The organism is Pirellulimonas nuda, from assembly GCF_007750855.1.
In the GTDB taxonomy this organism is placed as follows: domain Bacteria; phylum Planctomycetota; class Planctomycetia; order Pirellulales; family Lacipirellulaceae; genus Pirellulimonas; species Pirellulimonas nuda.
In genome coordinates this window covers 2,868,323-2,885,625 of record NZ_CP036291.1, presented here as the reverse complement: position 1 = coordinate 2,885,625, position 17,303 = coordinate 2,868,323, and the positions used below count along the sequence as shown (strand labels likewise).

Sequence of the window (17,303 nt, the reverse complement as noted above, 5' to 3'; positions counted from 1 at the left end):
CCCAACGACACTCCCGAAGGCCGCGACACCCGCGACGGCCGCGTCGCTGGCCACAGTCTACAATAGTCGTCTTGACGATTCATACCGATTTGTGCCCAACGCACGCAATTTCCGTACCTTCGGAAAGAATTACGATGACCCATCCGGCTCAACCCGCCGCGTTCACGTGCGTGCTTGGGAAGGCGTTGCTTCTCGCCGTCGGCTTGCTCCTCGGCTGGGTCGACAAGCCCAGCCTCGCAGGCGAACCCGGCCTCGCGGACGAACCCGGCCTCGCAGTCAAGCAGGGCCTTGCAGACAAACCCAGCCCGCCAAACGAAAACGTCCGCCCGAACATTCTGTTCATGTTCACCGACGACCAGCCGCAGAACTGCTTGGGCGCGATGGGCAACGACGCCATCCAAACGCCGCATCTGGACGCCCTTGCGCGACGAGGCACGCTGTTCAACAACGCCTTTGTGACGACGGCGATTTGCTGCAGCAATCGCGCTTGCATCTTGACCGGTCAGACGATGGACCGCCACGGCATCGAGGACTTCAAGCAGCCACTGAGCGCAGAAGCCTTTGATCAGACCTACCCTGCCTTGCTGCGAGAGGCGGGCTACCGTACGGGCTACCTGGGCAAGTACGCGATCGGAAACCCGTCGGGGAACACGAAGCCGCTTTCCCTCCCCGCCGACCGGTTCGACGCCTGGTACGGTTTCCCTCAGAGCATCCGTTTCCTTCAGAAGGTGGATGGCGAGCCGCGCTACCTAACGGAGGTCATGACGGAGAAAGCAATCGCGTTCCTGCAATCCAATCCGGCGGAGCAGCCGTTCTGTTTGACGGTCGCCTTCAAGGAACCGCATGGCCCGTTCAACTATTTCGATCCCGCGGCCCCCAACCCGTACGAGAACGTGGAGCTTCCCCCTTCGCCCACGTTCAACCCGGAAGCCTTTGAGAACCAGCCCGAATTCATCAAGACGTCGCTCAACGCAGACAACAGCCGCGGGTACCTGAACCACCCGCAGCGCTACCAGCAAGAGCTGCGGACGTTTTACCGCACGGTCACGCGCGCCGACACAGCCGTCGGAGAAATCCTGGCTGCGCTCAAACGTCTCAAGCTGGACCAAAACACGATCGTCATCTTCTCTTCCGATCACGGCAGCTTGCTGGGCGACCATGGCCTGACGGGGAAGTGGCTGATGTACGAGAACTCTATCCGGGTCCCGCTGATCATTCTTGATCCCAGGAACCCGTCCAAGAACGCCACACAGCCCCGCGATCAGATGGCGCTCAGCATCGACTTGGCGCCGACGATGCTTTCGCTTGCCGGCATTGCCCCGCCGGCGTCGATGCAAGGCCGCGATCTGACGCCCGTGTTGCGCGAACCCGAGGCCCCGCTGCGCGAGGACTTCTACTACCGGCACGTCTATACCCCGGACCCGCCACGCCTGTCCATCGCGGTCACCGAGGGCGTCCGAACGCAGCGATGGAAGTACATCCGCTACCCAGAGACCGACCCCGTCTACGAGCAGCTCTTCGACCTCGAACACGACCCCCTGGAGCTGAAGAACCTTGCTGAGGTCCCTCGCCACGCAAGCCAGCTAGAACAGCTCCGCACACGATGCGACGCTCATTGAAGGCCACGCGGCCAAGCAGCACGGCGGGTGAGCCGCGGAGCCGGCCGCCGGGATAGGCTGGGTTTCCGTACGCGCTGATGTTGGAGGGTCTTCACGCACACCGGCTGCTCCGGCTGTTCTCGCTGCCGGGCGAAGCTCCCGCTGGGGGCCCTAACCGGAGCTGTCACGGGGCGCTCAAACAGTACCAGCGACAGGCGCTTGAAACAGGGCCACTAAGGCGGTTTGCCGCGTAGGCTGCATTGCTTTCGTCTGAGCAATGGAACTGATCGCATGGCGAACCGATTGAAGGTGGCTAAAGTGTTGTCCATTAGGACGTTACAGTTGCAAGGCTGGTCGCAGCGGCGGATCGCTCGGGAGCTGGGGATTAGTCGTGGCGCCGTTGCACGTCAGTTGCTGGCGGCCCCCGAGCAGACCGGCCGCCTTCGCGCTTCGGCGCACCATCGATCCGGTTATTGTAGTGCATCTCCCCAAGAGGGACTATCGTCAAGTTAGCATCCCCCTCTTTCCTTGGTAGACTCCTGGGCTAATTCCAGGAAGGAGGAGACGATGAGCGAGAAGGCGAAGCGTCGTCGTTGGACGGCCTCAGAGAAGCTGCGGATAGTGGCGGCACGCTGCCAAGCTCATGGTGCTGGTGGGCGCTTACCTTTGGGCGTCGCGGTGAGCGGGGCCAACACGCACGACATCAAGCTCCTCAAGGCGACGCTCGACAGCGTCCCCATCTCACGACCGCAGCCGACTCGTCATCGGCATCAGCACGTCTGCCTCGACAAGGGGTACGACTCGCAGGACGTCCGCCGGTTCTTGAAGCGGCGTAACTTCCGGCCGCATGTGAAGTCGCGTGGCCAGGAAACATCGCAGCGAAAGAAGAGCAAGCGGTTCAAGGCAAGGTGGTGGGTCGTCGAGCGGACCCACTCCTGGACCAACCGCTTCCGACGGCTGCTCGTCCGCTGGGAGAAAAAGTCTAACAACTACCTCGCCATGCTACAACTCTCTTTCGCCTACAGCACGCTCGGCGCCGCCGGTGTTCTGGGAAAGCTCTAAGCGGCCTCCGAACGGATTGTTGAGCACCGTCAGCGGCGGCGCTTGCGTCGCGCAAAGCCGTCGGCCGGCCGGCACTACGCAAGAGCGGCCGGCAGCCTCCCCTGGGTGAAGCCGCAGCAGGGCCCAGTATACCCGAGTCGGATTAGAACCGATCCCCGATGACGCCTTTGCCCAGACAATTGCCGTAGTTGGGGCTCAGCCCTGAGACGGGATCAGTATAGAAAGCGGCGGAGACTACTTCCTTATCAGAAGTTGCTTGAAGTCATCTGGCGTGGCCTTCTTCTCTCCTCCCGACTGAGCTCCCGTGATCCACCAATACAGCATCCCGGCATCGGAGCAATCGAACTTGTTTTTCTGGAACTCCACCACTCCGTCCTGCTCAGCGTAATGCAAGCGATCCCAGATCCAGGCAATCCCAGGGTCCGGTTGCTTTCTTGCCCAATCCCAAGGCGTCTTCGTCGTTTGCAATAGCGTATTCTGATCCCCTATCTGATGTTCCTCAATCCCAAAGGCAAGAATCTCCGGCCACTCAAAGAAGTCACCGCTGTCATCGTTAGCGGGATGATGCGAGACAATGTGAACGTACCGGGATTTCGACGGATCCGCCCTTTGAAGAGCGAAACCAATCACGTCGGGCTCTCCCGCTTCAATAATCCAAAGTGGACTATCCGGGGACGACGCATTAATGGCGTCACGCAGATCGGCTACCGCAGCTTCCCGCTCTTTCCGGCAATTGAAGCAGCACTTCAGCCGCTCAAAGGGGCCGAAATGAAGCAGCCCCTGTTCGCAGACTTCGTCCAGGACCTTCTGCCGTCGTCGCTCGTCCTTCCCCGAAATCCGCTCCGTAGGCCGCAGATCACACGAATGGGAGAGATGCACCAACCGACTGTTCAGGCCCGACCTGTTGAGAAGGCCGAACATCACCGCCGTGGCGCCGATATCATCTGGATCGGGTGAGTTTCCGTCGACGACGATAGCCAGGCGTCCTGCAGGAGGACGAAGGCGAGAGTTCCACGACGCCGCCTCCTCCTCTTGCAGCATAGGCTCTTGCTTCCATTGGGCTTGATAGGTTCCGGAGGGCAAATCCAGCTTGCCATCGACAACCTGCGTCTTGCGACCGTCCAACTGGATGACTTTGATCCCTCTCGGCGGCCGCAGCTCCGCCACGGAACTTGGTGGAATGACGAATCGCCAACTCAGCCGTCCTGTCTCTTGCTTCCAACTGCTCTTCACCACGCCGTAGGGGGTCTCCATCTCTGCTTTTACCCACTCCAAATCCTTTGGAATAAAGGGCTGCAGGAGCAAACGACGAAACCCAGGCTCCTCCGGGTGGCAGCGGATCCCAGCAAGATAGTTCAGCATCCACGCCGTCGGGTGGTTCGCCGCGTGGTGGTTCAGCGAATGGCGCACCTGGGCCCGGCGCGAGTCGTTTCGAAACCTCTCGAAGATGGTTGTCGCGTCGTAGTCGCGGATGCTCTGGGCGATGCCCGGATAGGCCGGATTCCGCAACATCTCCAACGCGAGATCAACATTGCCAAACTCGGTCAACTGAGGGTAGATCTCGTAGGACATGAAGCCGCCATCAAATTGCCTGCCGTTCTCCTGATAGACCTTTGCCAACGAAGCCGCCACGGCGTCGCGCTGTGAAGGCTTAACGACCCCAAAGGCCAGAGCGAGGCTGTCGTGCGTGCCATTGCCGAAGGTCTTGCGACCGGCGTCATAGAAGCTACTCACAATCGACTCTCGGATTCGGCCGGCGAGCTCGCGGCTCCAGCGGACATCGTCGTCCCTGCCCAACGCTTCGGCAAACTGTGAAAATCGCTCGGCTGCGGCGAAGTAATTAATGGCAGCGATCAATTGGCTATCGGCCGGAGTTCTTGGAACGCCAATCGGTGGCGCGTGGTCGCCGTAACGGTGAATCACCGGAATCAGATCGGGCGACTCTTTCTCGAAATAGCTCAGAAAGGATCGCATCAGATCGTAGAATTCTTCGGGAGTCTGCAGATCGCCATTCTGGCGGTAGTTGCGCCATGCAATGAACAGAGGAGAGACCGACCAGGTGAAATCGAGCGTGCTGTTCGTTGCTCGTCTACCCACGCCGACCCGGCCCGGAATTCCTCTGGGGTCGAATGGCCGGGTGTAGAAGAGCCGAACCTGCTGGCGGTAGAAACTCGCAGAATCCAGCGTGTGAAAACCCGTCGCCCACGAAGAATGGAGATCTCCGCCCCACAAGCACTTCTCCCGGTGCGGGCAATCCTCCAAGACCGAGTGCATGTTGCTCAGGTGGCCTCGGACGCCCATCTGGAAGATGCGGTCCAGGAGCGGGTCCGACGACTTGAACGAAGCAGTGACGGGGCAGTCGGTGTTGACGACCATCCCTCTAATCTGCTCGGCAGTCGGCGGCTTGCTAAGACCGTGAATCTCCGCGAAGCGGAAGCCGTGATAACTAAAGTACGGTCTCCACGTTCGAGGCCTGCCGTCAGCGATAATCCAGTGGTGCTGAGGAGACGAATGACAGCTCCAAAAAGATTCCGGGACGTTGTCCAAGTACTTGCCGGAAGGGTCGAGCATCTCGGTGAGACGCAGCCGGATCTCGGTGCCTGCGGGCTCCTCGATATCGAGTCCGACCCAGCCGCTGATATTCTCCCCCAGATCGACAATCCATGTTTTCTCTCCAACCTGCCAGGTCTTCACCGGCTCGATCTCCCGGACGACTCGAACCGGGGGAAAGTCCTGTGCGACCAACTTGGGCGACAAAGGCTTGACCTTCCGGACGGGCCGCCAGCCAAGGGGCGTGCCCGGACTCTCCCACTCCGCGTGCCACTTGCGGAAGTCGACATGATCACCGAGGAAGAGATTAGACATCGTGATCCCCGCAGGCTTCCAGTGCCAGTGGCGGTTTGTAACCACCTGGTCGCAAGTTCCGTCCTCGTAGCGGATATCAAGATAGGCCCGCAGACCAGGCTTGCCGTATAGGCGCCTTGGATTGGAGAACCAGCGGTCATTGTTGTACCACCCGTCGCCCAGCAAGACCGCAAGCGCGTTTGTGCCTTGTTCTATCTGATCTCCGGCGTCGAACACAGCGTAGTGAGCGAAGGTCTCGTAGTCTGTTTGCCCAGGATCGAGCACATGGTCTCCGACTTTAACGCCGTTCAAGTATGGCTCGTTGTAACCCAAGCCACAGATATAAAGGCGAGCCGAAGCCACCTTCTTGTTTATTTCGAAATCCATCTTGTACCATGCCGCCTCTAAGGGGGCTCGTGGCGAGACCTTTGCCCTGCCCAGAGGTTCCTTGCCGTAGTCGCAGGCCACGCGGACCGACTTTTCTTCACCGCCGTGCACAACGGACCATCGCTCAGAGGTCCCGATGATCTTCTCGCTGCCGTCGGCGAAGACGATTCTCATCCCGAAACACACCGGCGTCGAAAGATCGGCGCCAGAGAGGCTGATGCGGACCTCGTTCTCCCTCTGCATGTAGAATCCGAAGTCCTTGTAGTAGATCGTCGGCGGCCCCTCCGTGCCGTTGAGCCCCTTTAATCCATTGACCAACACGTTGATCTCGCCCTGCTCCACGTGGCTCCACCAGGCGCCGGCGTAAACGACATGCTTTTCTGGGAGAGGAAACGCAAACTTGTAGGTGATCGTCTCCGCCGGCGCTCCCTCTTCTCTAGCAGAGATCCAATCCCCCATTACGTTGGGCGGGCCGTACTCGGTCTGAAGCCGGCGTGAGCAAGAGATCCAATCGGCCCCATTCCAGTCCGTGTCCTCCAGCAGCCCTGCCTCGAACCAAGTCGGCTCCGACCACGGTCCAATCTCGCCCCGGTCATCCTCGATCCGCACTCGCCAGTAGATTCGCTGTTTTGCGGCGAAGGCCTTGCACTCGTAGAGGATAGCGGCGGACTGCGCGTCCTGGACCCAACCCGAATCCCAGAAATTCGGCCGCTCGAATCCGTTGGGGTCGCTCGCGACCTGTATCTGAAAAGCCAATTGGGCGAGCCCCGGCCGCTCGCCTTCGAGTCTCCATGATAATCGGGGATCGGGAAGATCCACGCCAAGCGGCGTCTGGCGGAAGTCGGTCCGCAGCCCCATTGGCTTCGTTTCGTCGGCAGCTCCTACCGTTGCTGTCAGGCACAAGAGAAGCCAGGACAAGAAACCGAAGGGCCACGCTAGAGATTGGGTCTGCATGATGATCTGGTGCTAGGCGAAACCTGCGTTAGCCCATGACTTCCGGACAGCGGCGGAGCCGGCTAATAGCGCCCAACGCGGGTGCGGGTCGTGGACGAACACGAGAATGGTCGGTGGCGATGTCGGGCATGCGAGGAGGCGTTCAAGCGAGACAAGATGCGGCTGGGTGCAGGGGAACGGCACTCGCTCGAGGCGGCCGCGGCGACGGTGGGGGTGAGCCGACCGAGGCGATGGGCCTGGCATGCAAAGCCCGTGCCGACGGGTCCGCCGTGCGAAGAAGTCCGCCCGCTGCCAAAGCGGAGTACCCAATACGTCCTTCGCCGCCCTTTTCGGGGTGATCGACATGCCGATGACGGGCTAGAACGCGGTAACCGATCGCGAGCCAAGCCCTCGCGCTCAGGGGCATGCGCCGCCAATCGCAGCCGCCGCGCGCCGCGCCCTCGCAGGCCGGCACGCAGCACATGGGAGCGGCAACGTCGCCAAGGAGACTGCCAAGCCCAAAGCAACGGAAGGCTCGTGCCGCCAGGCGGTCGCGCGCTCTAAACACGATTCGGGAAAGAAAAACTGCGTGTCGTCCATCTCTAAGCCAAACACCAACTAGGCCGATCACCGGAAAGAAATGACTCTCGATCTGCTTCACCGCGACTTCGACGCCACGCGCCCCAGTCGGAGTTGGTTCACCAATATCAACTCCTTGACGACCGTGCGAGAATGGGCCTGCCTGGCTGTGGCGCTCGACCTGTTCAGTCGCAGGGTCGCCGACCGGGCGCTGAGCGACTCGCCCGCGGACCCGCTCGCATCGGAAACGCTGCGGCCCGCGATCAAATGCGGCAGACCGGTCGTCCTTGAGCTGCTGCTCCATCGCGCCCGCAGCTATGCGTCGCCGTCGGACGCCTGTCAGAAGTTTTCCCGAGAGCGTAGGTCCACCTGCTCGCCAATCCGGGCGGCGGAGCGGTTCTTCTGGTCGCGGAAGCAAGACTTGGCCAACAACGGGCACGACGCCAACTCGGAAGCGGCGCGTCTGAACCTGCCCAAATATATCAGCACCGATTGCGATCCAAAATGCACTCATCAATCACTTAGCCAAATGAGTCCCAACCAACCAGAAACCAAGCACGCAGCGGTCTTTGTGGCGTGGGATCCGACTCCCCCAACCTATCCGCGAACCACGGCACAGCTCGGACACTCCGCCGGCCCACACGACTCGGAGCGTATCGCCGCCGAAATAGCCCCGCCTGGGCTACGTTCGTGTGCCCCGGCCGGCTCTTCTGCTGTACGAGAGCCGTGATTCTCCCCAAACCTCTCCCGCTACAACGTCTGATGAGATCTCATTGAATGATTCTTCGCCCCATGCAGCAATCGCTTCATCAACCGCCTGCCGATCAATAGACGCGATCAGACTCGTCGAGTCGGCGCTCGAAGCAACCGATCCAACCTGCTGACCCGCCACCTGCGCCGGATCAAGCGCCTCTCGCTCCATCGGACGCGGCGGGCCCTGAACAGGACTGCTCCTGACATGCCGCAACGCCTCCGACGGCAACTGTAATCCTAAGAGACCCGCGAAAGCCTGCGTCGACGGGGCCTCGTCTCCAACAGGGCTGGTCACCCCCAACACGCTGGCTGGCGCCGCTTGACTTCCGAACGCCGGCAACGCCACCGCTGCAGCTGATCCGAACTGGGCCCTCCACACCTGATAGTCGCCCGAATCAACAACCCCGTCATAGTTGGCGTCCCCTTGCAGGCCGGCGCCGCCAGACACGCCGAGATTGTCACGCCACACCGTGTAATCCGCCGAGTCTACAAACCCGTCGCCGTTAAAGTCCGCGTTCTCTGCGAGCGGGACGGAGAAAGTGGCGTCGGTCAATGCGCTCCATTGGCCATCACGGAGGATCCGAGCCTTGACGGTCGTTTCCCCGCCCGGCAGCTGCACGGCGCCCGCGAACACGCTGGCGCTCGCTGAATTCACGCTCCCCCCGATAAGTCGGGGGTCGGTCCCGTCGGTGGTGTAGTAGATCGTTCCTTGCACTGCCGCGTTCGGATTCTCAAAAGTGACCACTGCGGCCGAGTCGAGTTCGCCCCCGTGCTGACGCACGCTATCGACAAGAAACTCGGGCGCGCCGGTATCGGGATAGAGCCCCGCCGATCTCCACTGATCGAGGACGATGCCGTGTCGATCCCGGAAGTACACGCCGAGCATGTAGTCGAGCTGCTGCTGCCACTCCAAGTCTCTCGTGCGGGGGACCGTGACGTGCTGATCGCCCCAGCGAGCCGATTCAGCGACCATGGCGTCGAACACCGTCTCAGACAGGTCGGCAAACCGACTCGCGGGCACATTGCCCTGCGGATTTTGGGGGTCATAGGAAGGGCTGCTGGGATCTACGTAGAGCGCCCCTGCGTTGAAAAGGTGCTTGTGGACCCGGTCCGCAAACGCGATCCGAAACTCGTCGCTGGAGACGAGGTTTCCGTAGGCCTCGGCCGCTCCGGTATTGGCTCCGATGTAGCTTTCATTCACGTCCGTGCGCGTGCTCAGAGCGAGCGATATTTCGCTGTCCCAAGCAAAAAACCGAAAGCCCTCGCTCTCCGGGCCGCGGCGTCGATTCGCATACCAGTTTCGGTTCGGCCAATCATCATTGCCGCCGTAGTGGTTGAGAATCATGTAATCGATGTAGTTCGTAACCTCGAGAAGGACCTCTTGGTTTGGGTCCACGGCGCCGTTAGGCAGTTTCCCCTGAAGCTGCTGGTAGGCGACGTTCTTGGTGGCTTGGGTGGACCCCCTCGCGACGTCTGTCGTGACGTCAATCATCTGGTTGTAGGCGGCGATGCTCCCACCATGAAGACCGTTGTGATTGACGGCGTCGTACTCCTCCTTCTCGCCACCGAACGTCTCTGCGGCGAACGACACGTCGGGGCGTTCGCTGGGATTGTACAGACCCCAATACAACCCGTTCACGTAGAGGTGTACGACATTCCCCCGCGCGGACGCGTGGCCCATCGCCGCCTGCGTATCCCTGAACCACTGGTCGCGGATAAACAACGGATCGCCGCCGGCGCCACCCCAACCCCAGCCGTCATTGAAATGAGGCCGCAGCACAATGGTGTCAAACTTATCGACACCCGTTTCGCCAAATAGCGGGAAATTGAGCTTGGTATCGCCGTACTCGCTTTTGAACAAGAGCCGCAGCGCGTTCTTCTTCGACAGGTTGCGTGATGCGGCGCCATGGATGCGCAGTCCAGCGTCGATCTGGAATCCCTCACTCCCATCCGAGAAGATCAACTCCGCCGAGGTCGCACGCTCCCAATCGACTCCTCTGCCCCCCACGTTGGCGTAGATGCCGTTCGGACCGAAGAAGTCGGCGTCGTCCAGCGTCAGCGAGATCGTGGGGATCGCTTTGAGGCTGTCTTCTATCTGTGAAGCGTAGACTCCACCAAAAAGGTCGCCCGGCCCGATCACGTCGGGGTCGAGCCCGTAGTCCGCGGAGCGTGACCCCCAGGAGGCAGGAAGCCCCGCATCGATCGCCGATTGGTACGTCTGACCGATTATGTCGCTGGTAAACAGGTAGGTTTGCGTATCAACGTTGGTGGGAGCGTGACCGAGCTTGAAGGCCGCCGCCCGCAAGTTGGTGGTCCCAGTAATTGTCACGGGTGACGCCGGGTTGTACAGGACGCCATTGACGACGTTGAGATTGCTATCCACCGCGGGCGCCGAACCATCGGTTGTGTAGACGATCGTGGCGCCCTGAGTCTGCGTCGTAATCTCCACGACGAAAGGCGCGTCGAAGAAGCCCCGGTCGACGCTGAACTTGGTGTCGGCAACGATTCCCAGCAGCGATTCTGGATTCGCTGTGCCGGGGGTCGGCTGCGCGAAGTAGCCCTCGATCAAGGGTCGCACGAGCGCCGAGCCACTCGCGACGAGGCGCGGGATCATCAGCATGTCCGAGCTACTCGCCTGGTTCAAGGCGTGGATCGCCAGCACGTTCTCGCCCACTACCAGCCTGTCTGTGAAGGCAGACAGGTCGAATCGGACATACGCGTCGAGGACCTCGCCGTCGGGCCGCTCCAGATTGGAGCTGACGAAAGACTGGAAGTTGAGGGTGGCCGGAGCGTTTTCGGACTCGACCAGTTCGCCGTTCAGATACGCGGCAAACCCGTCGTCATAGATCATCTCCAAGGAGAGCGAACTGATCTGGCTCAGGTCTGTCAGGTTGAACGAAAACCGGGTGTAGGCCGTGGTCGTCCCCGACGGGACGGGGGCGTTAATCAGCGGATCGTAGCTGCTGTCGCTGCCGAGGTTGTTCTCGTAGCCGATCCCGGGCGTGCCGACCGCCCAGCCGCTGTCATCAAAGGCGAGCTGGGTCCAGGTCGAATCAACCACGCCGCTCGTTGGGACCCAGTAGCTCATCGCGGCGGTGGAACCAACCAGCACCTGCTCTTCGCTGCTCGTCATCGACAAGCCGTAAGAAATGTTCGTCTCTTGCGATGGAAACTCGGGCGCGAAGGCGTGGACGACGCTCTGGCCATCGGGGTCGATGAGCCCCAGGTACTCGCCGCCGGCGCTAAGCTTATAAGGGGTGTGAAGCTCGCCCGCCGGGCCGTTGGCGCCCTTGTCCGAGGCGAAGACAATCAGCATGGCGCCGGGGCCAAGCGTTGTCCCGGCAGGAAAAGCCCACTTGGTGAGGTTCGTGCTGTCGTCCGTCAGGTAGTAGCCCCCCAGGTCGGCCGCCGTATCGCCCGCGTTGAGAACCTCGACCCAGTCGGACGAATCGCCGTCGCCGTCCTTCAGACCGCCGCTGTTGGACGCCAGAAACTCCGAAATCACGAGGTCTGCCGCCAAGACCCGGCGCTCCTCCAGCCGCTCGAACTGGAAGACTCGGATTCTCTGCCTGCCGGTCAATGCTTTCATGATTTCGGTTGCTACTGAGTAGGGCCCTGCCGATGCTCCGACGTGCTGCTGAGCGAGGACGGCGCAGCAAAAATGACGATTGCTAACGGCGGCGGCCCGACAGAACAGAATCCTCGACTGCCTGACTCTATTGATTGTCCTGGAGCGCCTACACTCTTGCATACTTGAGAACCGGCCGGTCGGCGATGGCCGCGAACGAAAAGAAGCGGCCCGGCATGCGCGGAAACCCGTTCTGCGCGTGCCGAACCGCACTTGGACCAGTCACTTGACCGCACGTTACGTCGAACACAGGCGTCGTTTGCCTCGCAAGGCTAGCGACAGGACAATCAATCCCAAACAAGCCGAACACGGCTCCGGTACTGACGCTGATGACTGGGCAGCCGCCACGCCGGCCCCAGCCCCAAAATTCTGCTTCCACAGCAGGTAACCCGCATTGGTCGAATCAGGGCTTCCGCCATCCCGCCACACCGTGTAGTCGGCCGCGTCAACAAAGCCGTCCTGGTTGTAATCCGCGGGGTTAAACGCGCTCGGAGGCAGCAGGTTGGTCGGCAGCGCGCCGTATTCCACGATCCCGTTTACCACCGTGGTAGTGCCGGCGATCAAGAATTGAAAGGTCAGGTCCTGAGCCGACGCCGTGTTGAAGAGCGTGCCGAGGTTGAAGCCCTCGTTCTGATTCAGCCGCGTGGCCCCCGTTTGCGTCAGTTCCGAAAGCCGGTTGGCGGACGCGTTGGCTTCTAACCAGGTTCCACCGGGGCCCCCCTGGTCTTGTAGGCTGTTCCAACTGGTCAGCAAGCCGCCGGCCGCTGAGGCGATTGAATAGGAATCGATGGAGACACCGCTGCCAGATTCGTTTTGCATCGCCGCGGCGCCGGTCGCGGGATTGACCGTGAGCACGATATTGTTCTCGGCGAAGTCTCCTACATACTCCACCACGCCCGTCGAGGTCTGCCCGGCATTGGTGTAGGTGAACACGTAGTCTTGCAGCCCCGAAAAATCATCCCCGAACGGGATGCCGGAATAGTTGGCAGAAAAGATCGTGCCGATCCCTTGTTGCTGGCCGGCGCCGAAGGCCCGAGAAGCGGTCGGGTTGAACTCGGCGACAGCGTTGCTGGTCACCGCCCCGCTGCCCGCCTCCTTCCAAGCAGCATCTGAGTCCGCAATGCTCGTCCAGCCCGACGGGTTGATCGAACCGGTTGCGGATTGGATCAAGTAGCTGTCGATATTGATGGGCGCCGCTGCGTTGGCTGCATTGCGGATCGTCGCGGTGTTCAGATTGCGATCTACCGTCAGCACCAGCCGCTGCTCAACACCAAGCCGCAAGATCGAGCCGTTCCCGCCCGCCATCTGGTTGAGCGAAAAAACCCGCCCAACCGGCAGCGGCGTACCCTCGGCCGTGACGGAACCGAAGTTGCCAGCGATCGAGGTTGCGTCGATCACGTCCCAAGTGCTCCCGGCATTGACTGTGGCCCCGTTGACGTTCGCCACGAAACCGCCGCCCAGCGTAGCCGTCCCTTTGACGTTGACTGGGTTTTGATCAGCAGCGGTTAGCTCAACACGATAGGTTCCAGCGAGGCTCAGGTTGGAACTGTCGGTTGGGGTGCCGACGTTCAAGACGCCCCCGCCGGCTACATGCAACGTACCGCCGCCCCCCACGGCAACATTCCCCGAAGAGAGGCCGCCATTGCCAACCCTAGAAGTTAGATTGCCCAAGGCCATGACGCTAAGCGTGCCGCTGTTGACGTTGATGCCACCGACATCGAGACGCGTGTCGGTCACCTGGGCGGTACCGCCATTGCCGATGACCGCCACGTCGTCAAAATTCGCTTCGGGCACATTGTTGCCAAAATTGACATTGTCCCAGTTGAGTGGTTCTTTCCAGTCGCCGTTGCCGGCGGGTAACCAGTTGTAGTTTTCTTGCGCCAGTGCTGTAGAGGAGACACTGGTCGCCATCGCCATGGCGAGCAGCACTACGGTGTACCTAGTTCTAGTCATTGGGATAAGCCCTTATATCGCGTAAGGATCATCATTGAAGGAAGAACGTCGATCCGCCAAACGAGGCCTCTTAAGCCCGTCGGCGCAAAGCGGAAAGCGTGACTCCAGCGAAGAGCGCGAGCCCAAGAGCAGTCGGCTCGGGGACGGCGTCTGAGGCCAAGCCGAGCGCCGAAGGCACGTAGTTGTCCTTCCAGATGCGGTAGTCCCGGAAATCGACGATGCTGTCGAGGTTCATGTCACCCGCCAAGAACCGCTCTACCGGCGTTCCGGTGACGTTGTTGAAGTAGTTATTGCGAACGATGGTTAAGTCCGCCTCGTTGACCACTCCGTCATCGTTAGCGTCCCCCGGGATGGGCAGACCAAACGGCAGCATCGATTGCAGGACTTCCTGAGCCGTGAGGGCGTGGTTGTAGATCCGCACGTCGTCAAGACCCCCGGCAAAGTGCTCGGCACCAGCAAGGGCGGGCTCTCCGCCCATGTAGAACGGGAGAATGGCGCCGGTAGCCGAAGTAGCCAACCCGGGAATGGTGGAAGGAACCCCTCCGTTCGCGGCGACGCCATCGATGTACCAGGTGAGCTGATCTCCCTCCCGAGAGAAAGCGAAGTGCGTCCAAGTGTCTGTTGGAAATGGGGCGAAATCAACGTCGTGCCCGCCACCTTGGTGAAAATTGAAACGGCCCCGGGGCGTAATTTTCAGGAAGTTCCTCGTGCCCGGACCTATGTCAACGTTGTTGCCATCCTTCCTGTTTCCGATGATGATCTCATTGGAAGTCGCTGCCGTTCCCGGCGCAAGGTTTACCCAGAACGTCCACGACGATGAATCTTCGGTAGTGATAGTGGGGAACGACAAGCTTGGATCGACGCGATCATTATTGCCGTCAAAACTAAGGAATGTGGCTCGGTTGCCCGTACCGGTCGCCCACGTCGCCCCATCGATCACGCCGGTGGCAGTGCCAATGCTGTCTGCCGTGGTCGTTCCGGAGCCCTCATCGAAGCTCCAATAGTGAACAAGATCTGCTTTCGCCACCGGGATAAACGCCAATAAGGCGATCGGCAGCGTCCTACACCATAAGTGATTGCTGTTTCTCATCATCTCTTTCCTCGTTATGGCTTACGTGTCTCTTGTTAACGGGCACTCACGCTCTTCTCCGATCGAGCGGATGGTAGCGGGCCGCCTCAACTGCCGATTAGACGTCCCATCACTGCTTGCAGCGCCTACCCAGCGCGACCGTTGACGCCAGCAAAGCTAGGAGCACCGCGGCGGATGGCTCGGGCACCGGCAAGCCTTGTAGGCTGCTCAAATCGCCGCCGGCGCCAAGGAAGGCAACCTTGAACTCATTCCAGTCGTCGTAGTCAACGAAGCCGTCTCTGGTGAGGTCGCCCTGGGCGCGGCTTGACACTACCTGCAGGAAGTTGGCGCGGATCGGCTCGAAGTCGTCTGCCACCGTGATATTGCCATCGTCGTTGACATCGCCCGCGAGAAATTGAAGCGACGGGGGTACGAGCGCCTGCACGGCGCTCGCGCTGAGCGCCTCATCGTAGATCCGCACTTCGTCGAGAAACCCGCGCCAGTTCTCGCCGTTAGTCGCCGTTGAATCACCGCCGAAGAAGAGGGGCATCGCCACATCCGGGAACTGCGTGATGGTCTGCGCGGCCATTTCGACGCCGTTGCGGTAGTAGGTCAACTGAGCGCCGTCTTTTACAACGGCGTGATGATTCCAATATCCTACCGTCAGATCGGCGACGTTGAAGTTGTCGTTTGTATTGGCGTTCATATGCCACTCGAAGTTGGTCGGAGTGAACTTGATGAACTGCCGAGGGGTGAACTCGGCCTCGGGTGACCCTCCGTCTCTGCGGTTACCGACAATGATATTGTTGGGCTGCGTAGGTTCTTGGTTGTTTGCGAGGAACGCCCAGGTGAAGTCTTGCTCCAGGGTCAATATGGGCAGACTGCCGGCGCGAACGAACCCGGCGTCGGCGGCGCCGCCGTTGAAGCTGATCACCGAACCGAACACCGGGTCGGTCGCCCACACCGAGCCGTCTACGCCCAGCCCGCCAGTGGCGTCGTTCGTGATAGCGCCGACGGCGCCGCCGACGACCGAGTTGGCCGCCGTTGCCCCGGCGCCCTCCTGGAATTGCCAGTGACCGACCAGCACCGCCTGCGACGAACTCACAGCGAGTACTGATCCGACGAGGACTGCGTAAGAGAGAAAACGATTCATTGTCATAGCCTTGCTACCCATTGTTAAACTTACTGCATCGCAGCCATGTGGATACGCCAGCGGTTCTTGATCGATTCAAACTATCCTCGGAGCGATTCGATCGCATTTGGGCAGGCCTGCTCCCTGGTTCTCCACCCAGAGATCAGAAGAAACCCGCCGACGGCAAAGAGGAGGTGTAGCGCCGAAGGCTCCGGCACCACCCCGGCCAGCGCACGCACTTCGGCCGCGCTAATTGCGCTGTCGTAGATTCGGACGTCGTCGATGCCGCCGGCAAAGTGCTCGTTTTGATTTTGGCCGGGCTCGCCCCCGATGTAGAACGGGAGGATGGCTCCGTTGGGGACGGCGTCTAGGCCAGGGATGGTTGCAGGAAGGCCCCCATTTTCGGCAACGCCGTTGATGTACCAAGTGAGCTGATCTCCCGATCGCGAAAAAGCGAAGTGAGTCCACTCGTCGACTGGAAATGTGGTCAGCGTGACACTCTTGGCGACGCCTTGGTGGAAGTCGAACCTGCTAAACGGGGTAACCTTGAGGAAGTTCCTTGTGCCGGGGCCGATATCGACATTGCTGCCGTCTTTGCGGTTGCCGACGATGATGTCGTTCGTCTGAGCCGAAGCAGGGTTCACCCAGAAGGCCCAAGACGAGGAGTCTGCCTGACTGATGGATGGGAACGTCAGCGCAGGATCGACGCGGCTATCAGTCCCGTTGAAACTGAGATACGAAGCGCGATCGCCGGCGCCCGTCGCCCAAGTCGCGCCGACGATGGCGCCATTGTTCGCGCCGGCAGAGTCAACGGCGGTATCCCCAGAACCGTCGTCGAAGGCCCAGTGGTGGAGTAGCGCAGCGGGAGACAAGTTTGCTGCAAACAGGGTGCAGTTCAGAAGACCAACTGTGGCAAGGCGATTACGTCTCATGAGTCTCTTACTCCTCAATTAGTGGTAGTGGAACCCGGATGACGGTTTTGGGCAATTCGCGCAAAACTCTGATCAAAACATAAACGTGCGCAGGGCAGGCAAGAGCCAAAGATCTTTAGACAAGCAAGCACGACAAGTGGTCGAACCAAGCCCCAGATTCCGCTCCGCTCGCCGGGACTGCCGACCAGCGAGCGTCTGTGCCAAACCTGCACTTGGTTCGTTTAATACGTCGGGTGTTCTAGAAGGTGGACAAGAAAAAAGCGAATTTTTGACGATTCTGGGATCAAGGCCCGCTACTCTCAAAGCGGCTGCGAATCAAGCGTCGGCGACGACTTCGAGGTTAGCGGTAAGGAGCCTGTTTCCGATGGACATGTCGCGAATATGGCCACTCGGCCAGCCCCCCACGTTCCGCATCCGGCGGGCATGGTTCAAA

Annotated in this window: 8 protein-coding genes; 2 read left to right on the top strand and 6 right to left on the bottom strand. The window is 60.6% G+C overall.

From position 1 onward, the window contains the following. Positions 1-134: 134 nt before the first annotated feature. Together Pla175_RS11465 and Pla175_RS11460 are read left to right on the top strand one after the other, a co-directional pair. Positions 135-1,619: a sulfatase family protein gene (locus Pla175_RS11465; RefSeq protein WP_197527441.1), complete on the top strand. Its 1,485-nt coding sequence runs from the start codon at positions 135-137 to the stop codon at positions 1,617-1,619. A gap of 546 nt (positions 1,620-2,165) precedes the next feature. Beyond that, positions 2,166-2,660, top strand: a complete 495-nt coding sequence (locus tag Pla175_RS11460) for an IS5 family transposase (RefSeq protein WP_145284496.1) — start codon at positions 2,166-2,168, stop codon at positions 2,658-2,660. A gap of 234 nt (positions 2,661-2,894) precedes the next feature. Here Pla175_RS11460 and Pla175_RS11455 read toward each other — a convergent pair whose 3' ends face one another. From Pla175_RS11455 to Pla175_RS11430, 6 genes are all read right to left on the bottom strand, one after another. Further along, positions 2,895-6,845, bottom strand: a complete 3,951-nt coding sequence (locus Pla175_RS11455; RefSeq protein ID WP_145284493.1) for an alpha-L-rhamnosidase — start codon at positions 6,843-6,845, stop codon at positions 2,895-2,897. A 1,240-nt stretch (positions 6,846-8,085) separates the two neighbouring features. After that, positions 8,086-11,745, bottom strand: coding sequence for a chitobiase/beta-hexosaminidase C-terminal domain-containing protein (locus Pla175_RS11450; RefSeq protein ID WP_197527440.1), 3,660 nt, complete (start codon positions 11,743-11,745; stop codon positions 8,086-8,088). Between the two features lie 276 nt (positions 11,746-12,021). Continuing rightward, complete coding sequence (locus tag Pla175_RS11445) at positions 12,022-13,713, bottom strand: hypothetical protein (protein ID WP_145284487.1); 1,692 nt, start codon at positions 13,711-13,713, stop codon at positions 12,022-12,024. A 94-nt stretch (positions 13,714-13,807) separates the two neighbouring features. Then, positions 13,808-14,830: a LamG-like jellyroll fold domain-containing protein gene (locus Pla175_RS11440; RefSeq protein WP_145284484.1), complete on the bottom strand. Its 1,023-nt coding sequence runs from the start codon at positions 14,828-14,830 to the stop codon at positions 13,808-13,810. A 106-nt stretch (positions 14,831-14,936) separates the two neighbouring features. After that, the gene (locus Pla175_RS11435) at positions 14,937-15,959 is read right to left on the bottom strand and encodes a LamG domain-containing protein (RefSeq protein WP_197527439.1); all 1,023 of its coding nucleotides are present in this window, start codon (positions 15,957-15,959) and stop codon (positions 14,937-14,939) included. An 80-nt stretch (positions 15,960-16,039) separates the two neighbouring features. Continuing rightward, the gene (locus Pla175_RS11430; RefSeq protein WP_145284478.1) at positions 16,040-16,870 is read right to left on the bottom strand and encodes a LamG domain-containing protein; all 831 of its coding nucleotides are present in this window, start codon (positions 16,868-16,870) and stop codon (positions 16,040-16,042) included. Between the last annotated feature and the right edge of the window lie 433 nt (positions 16,871-17,303).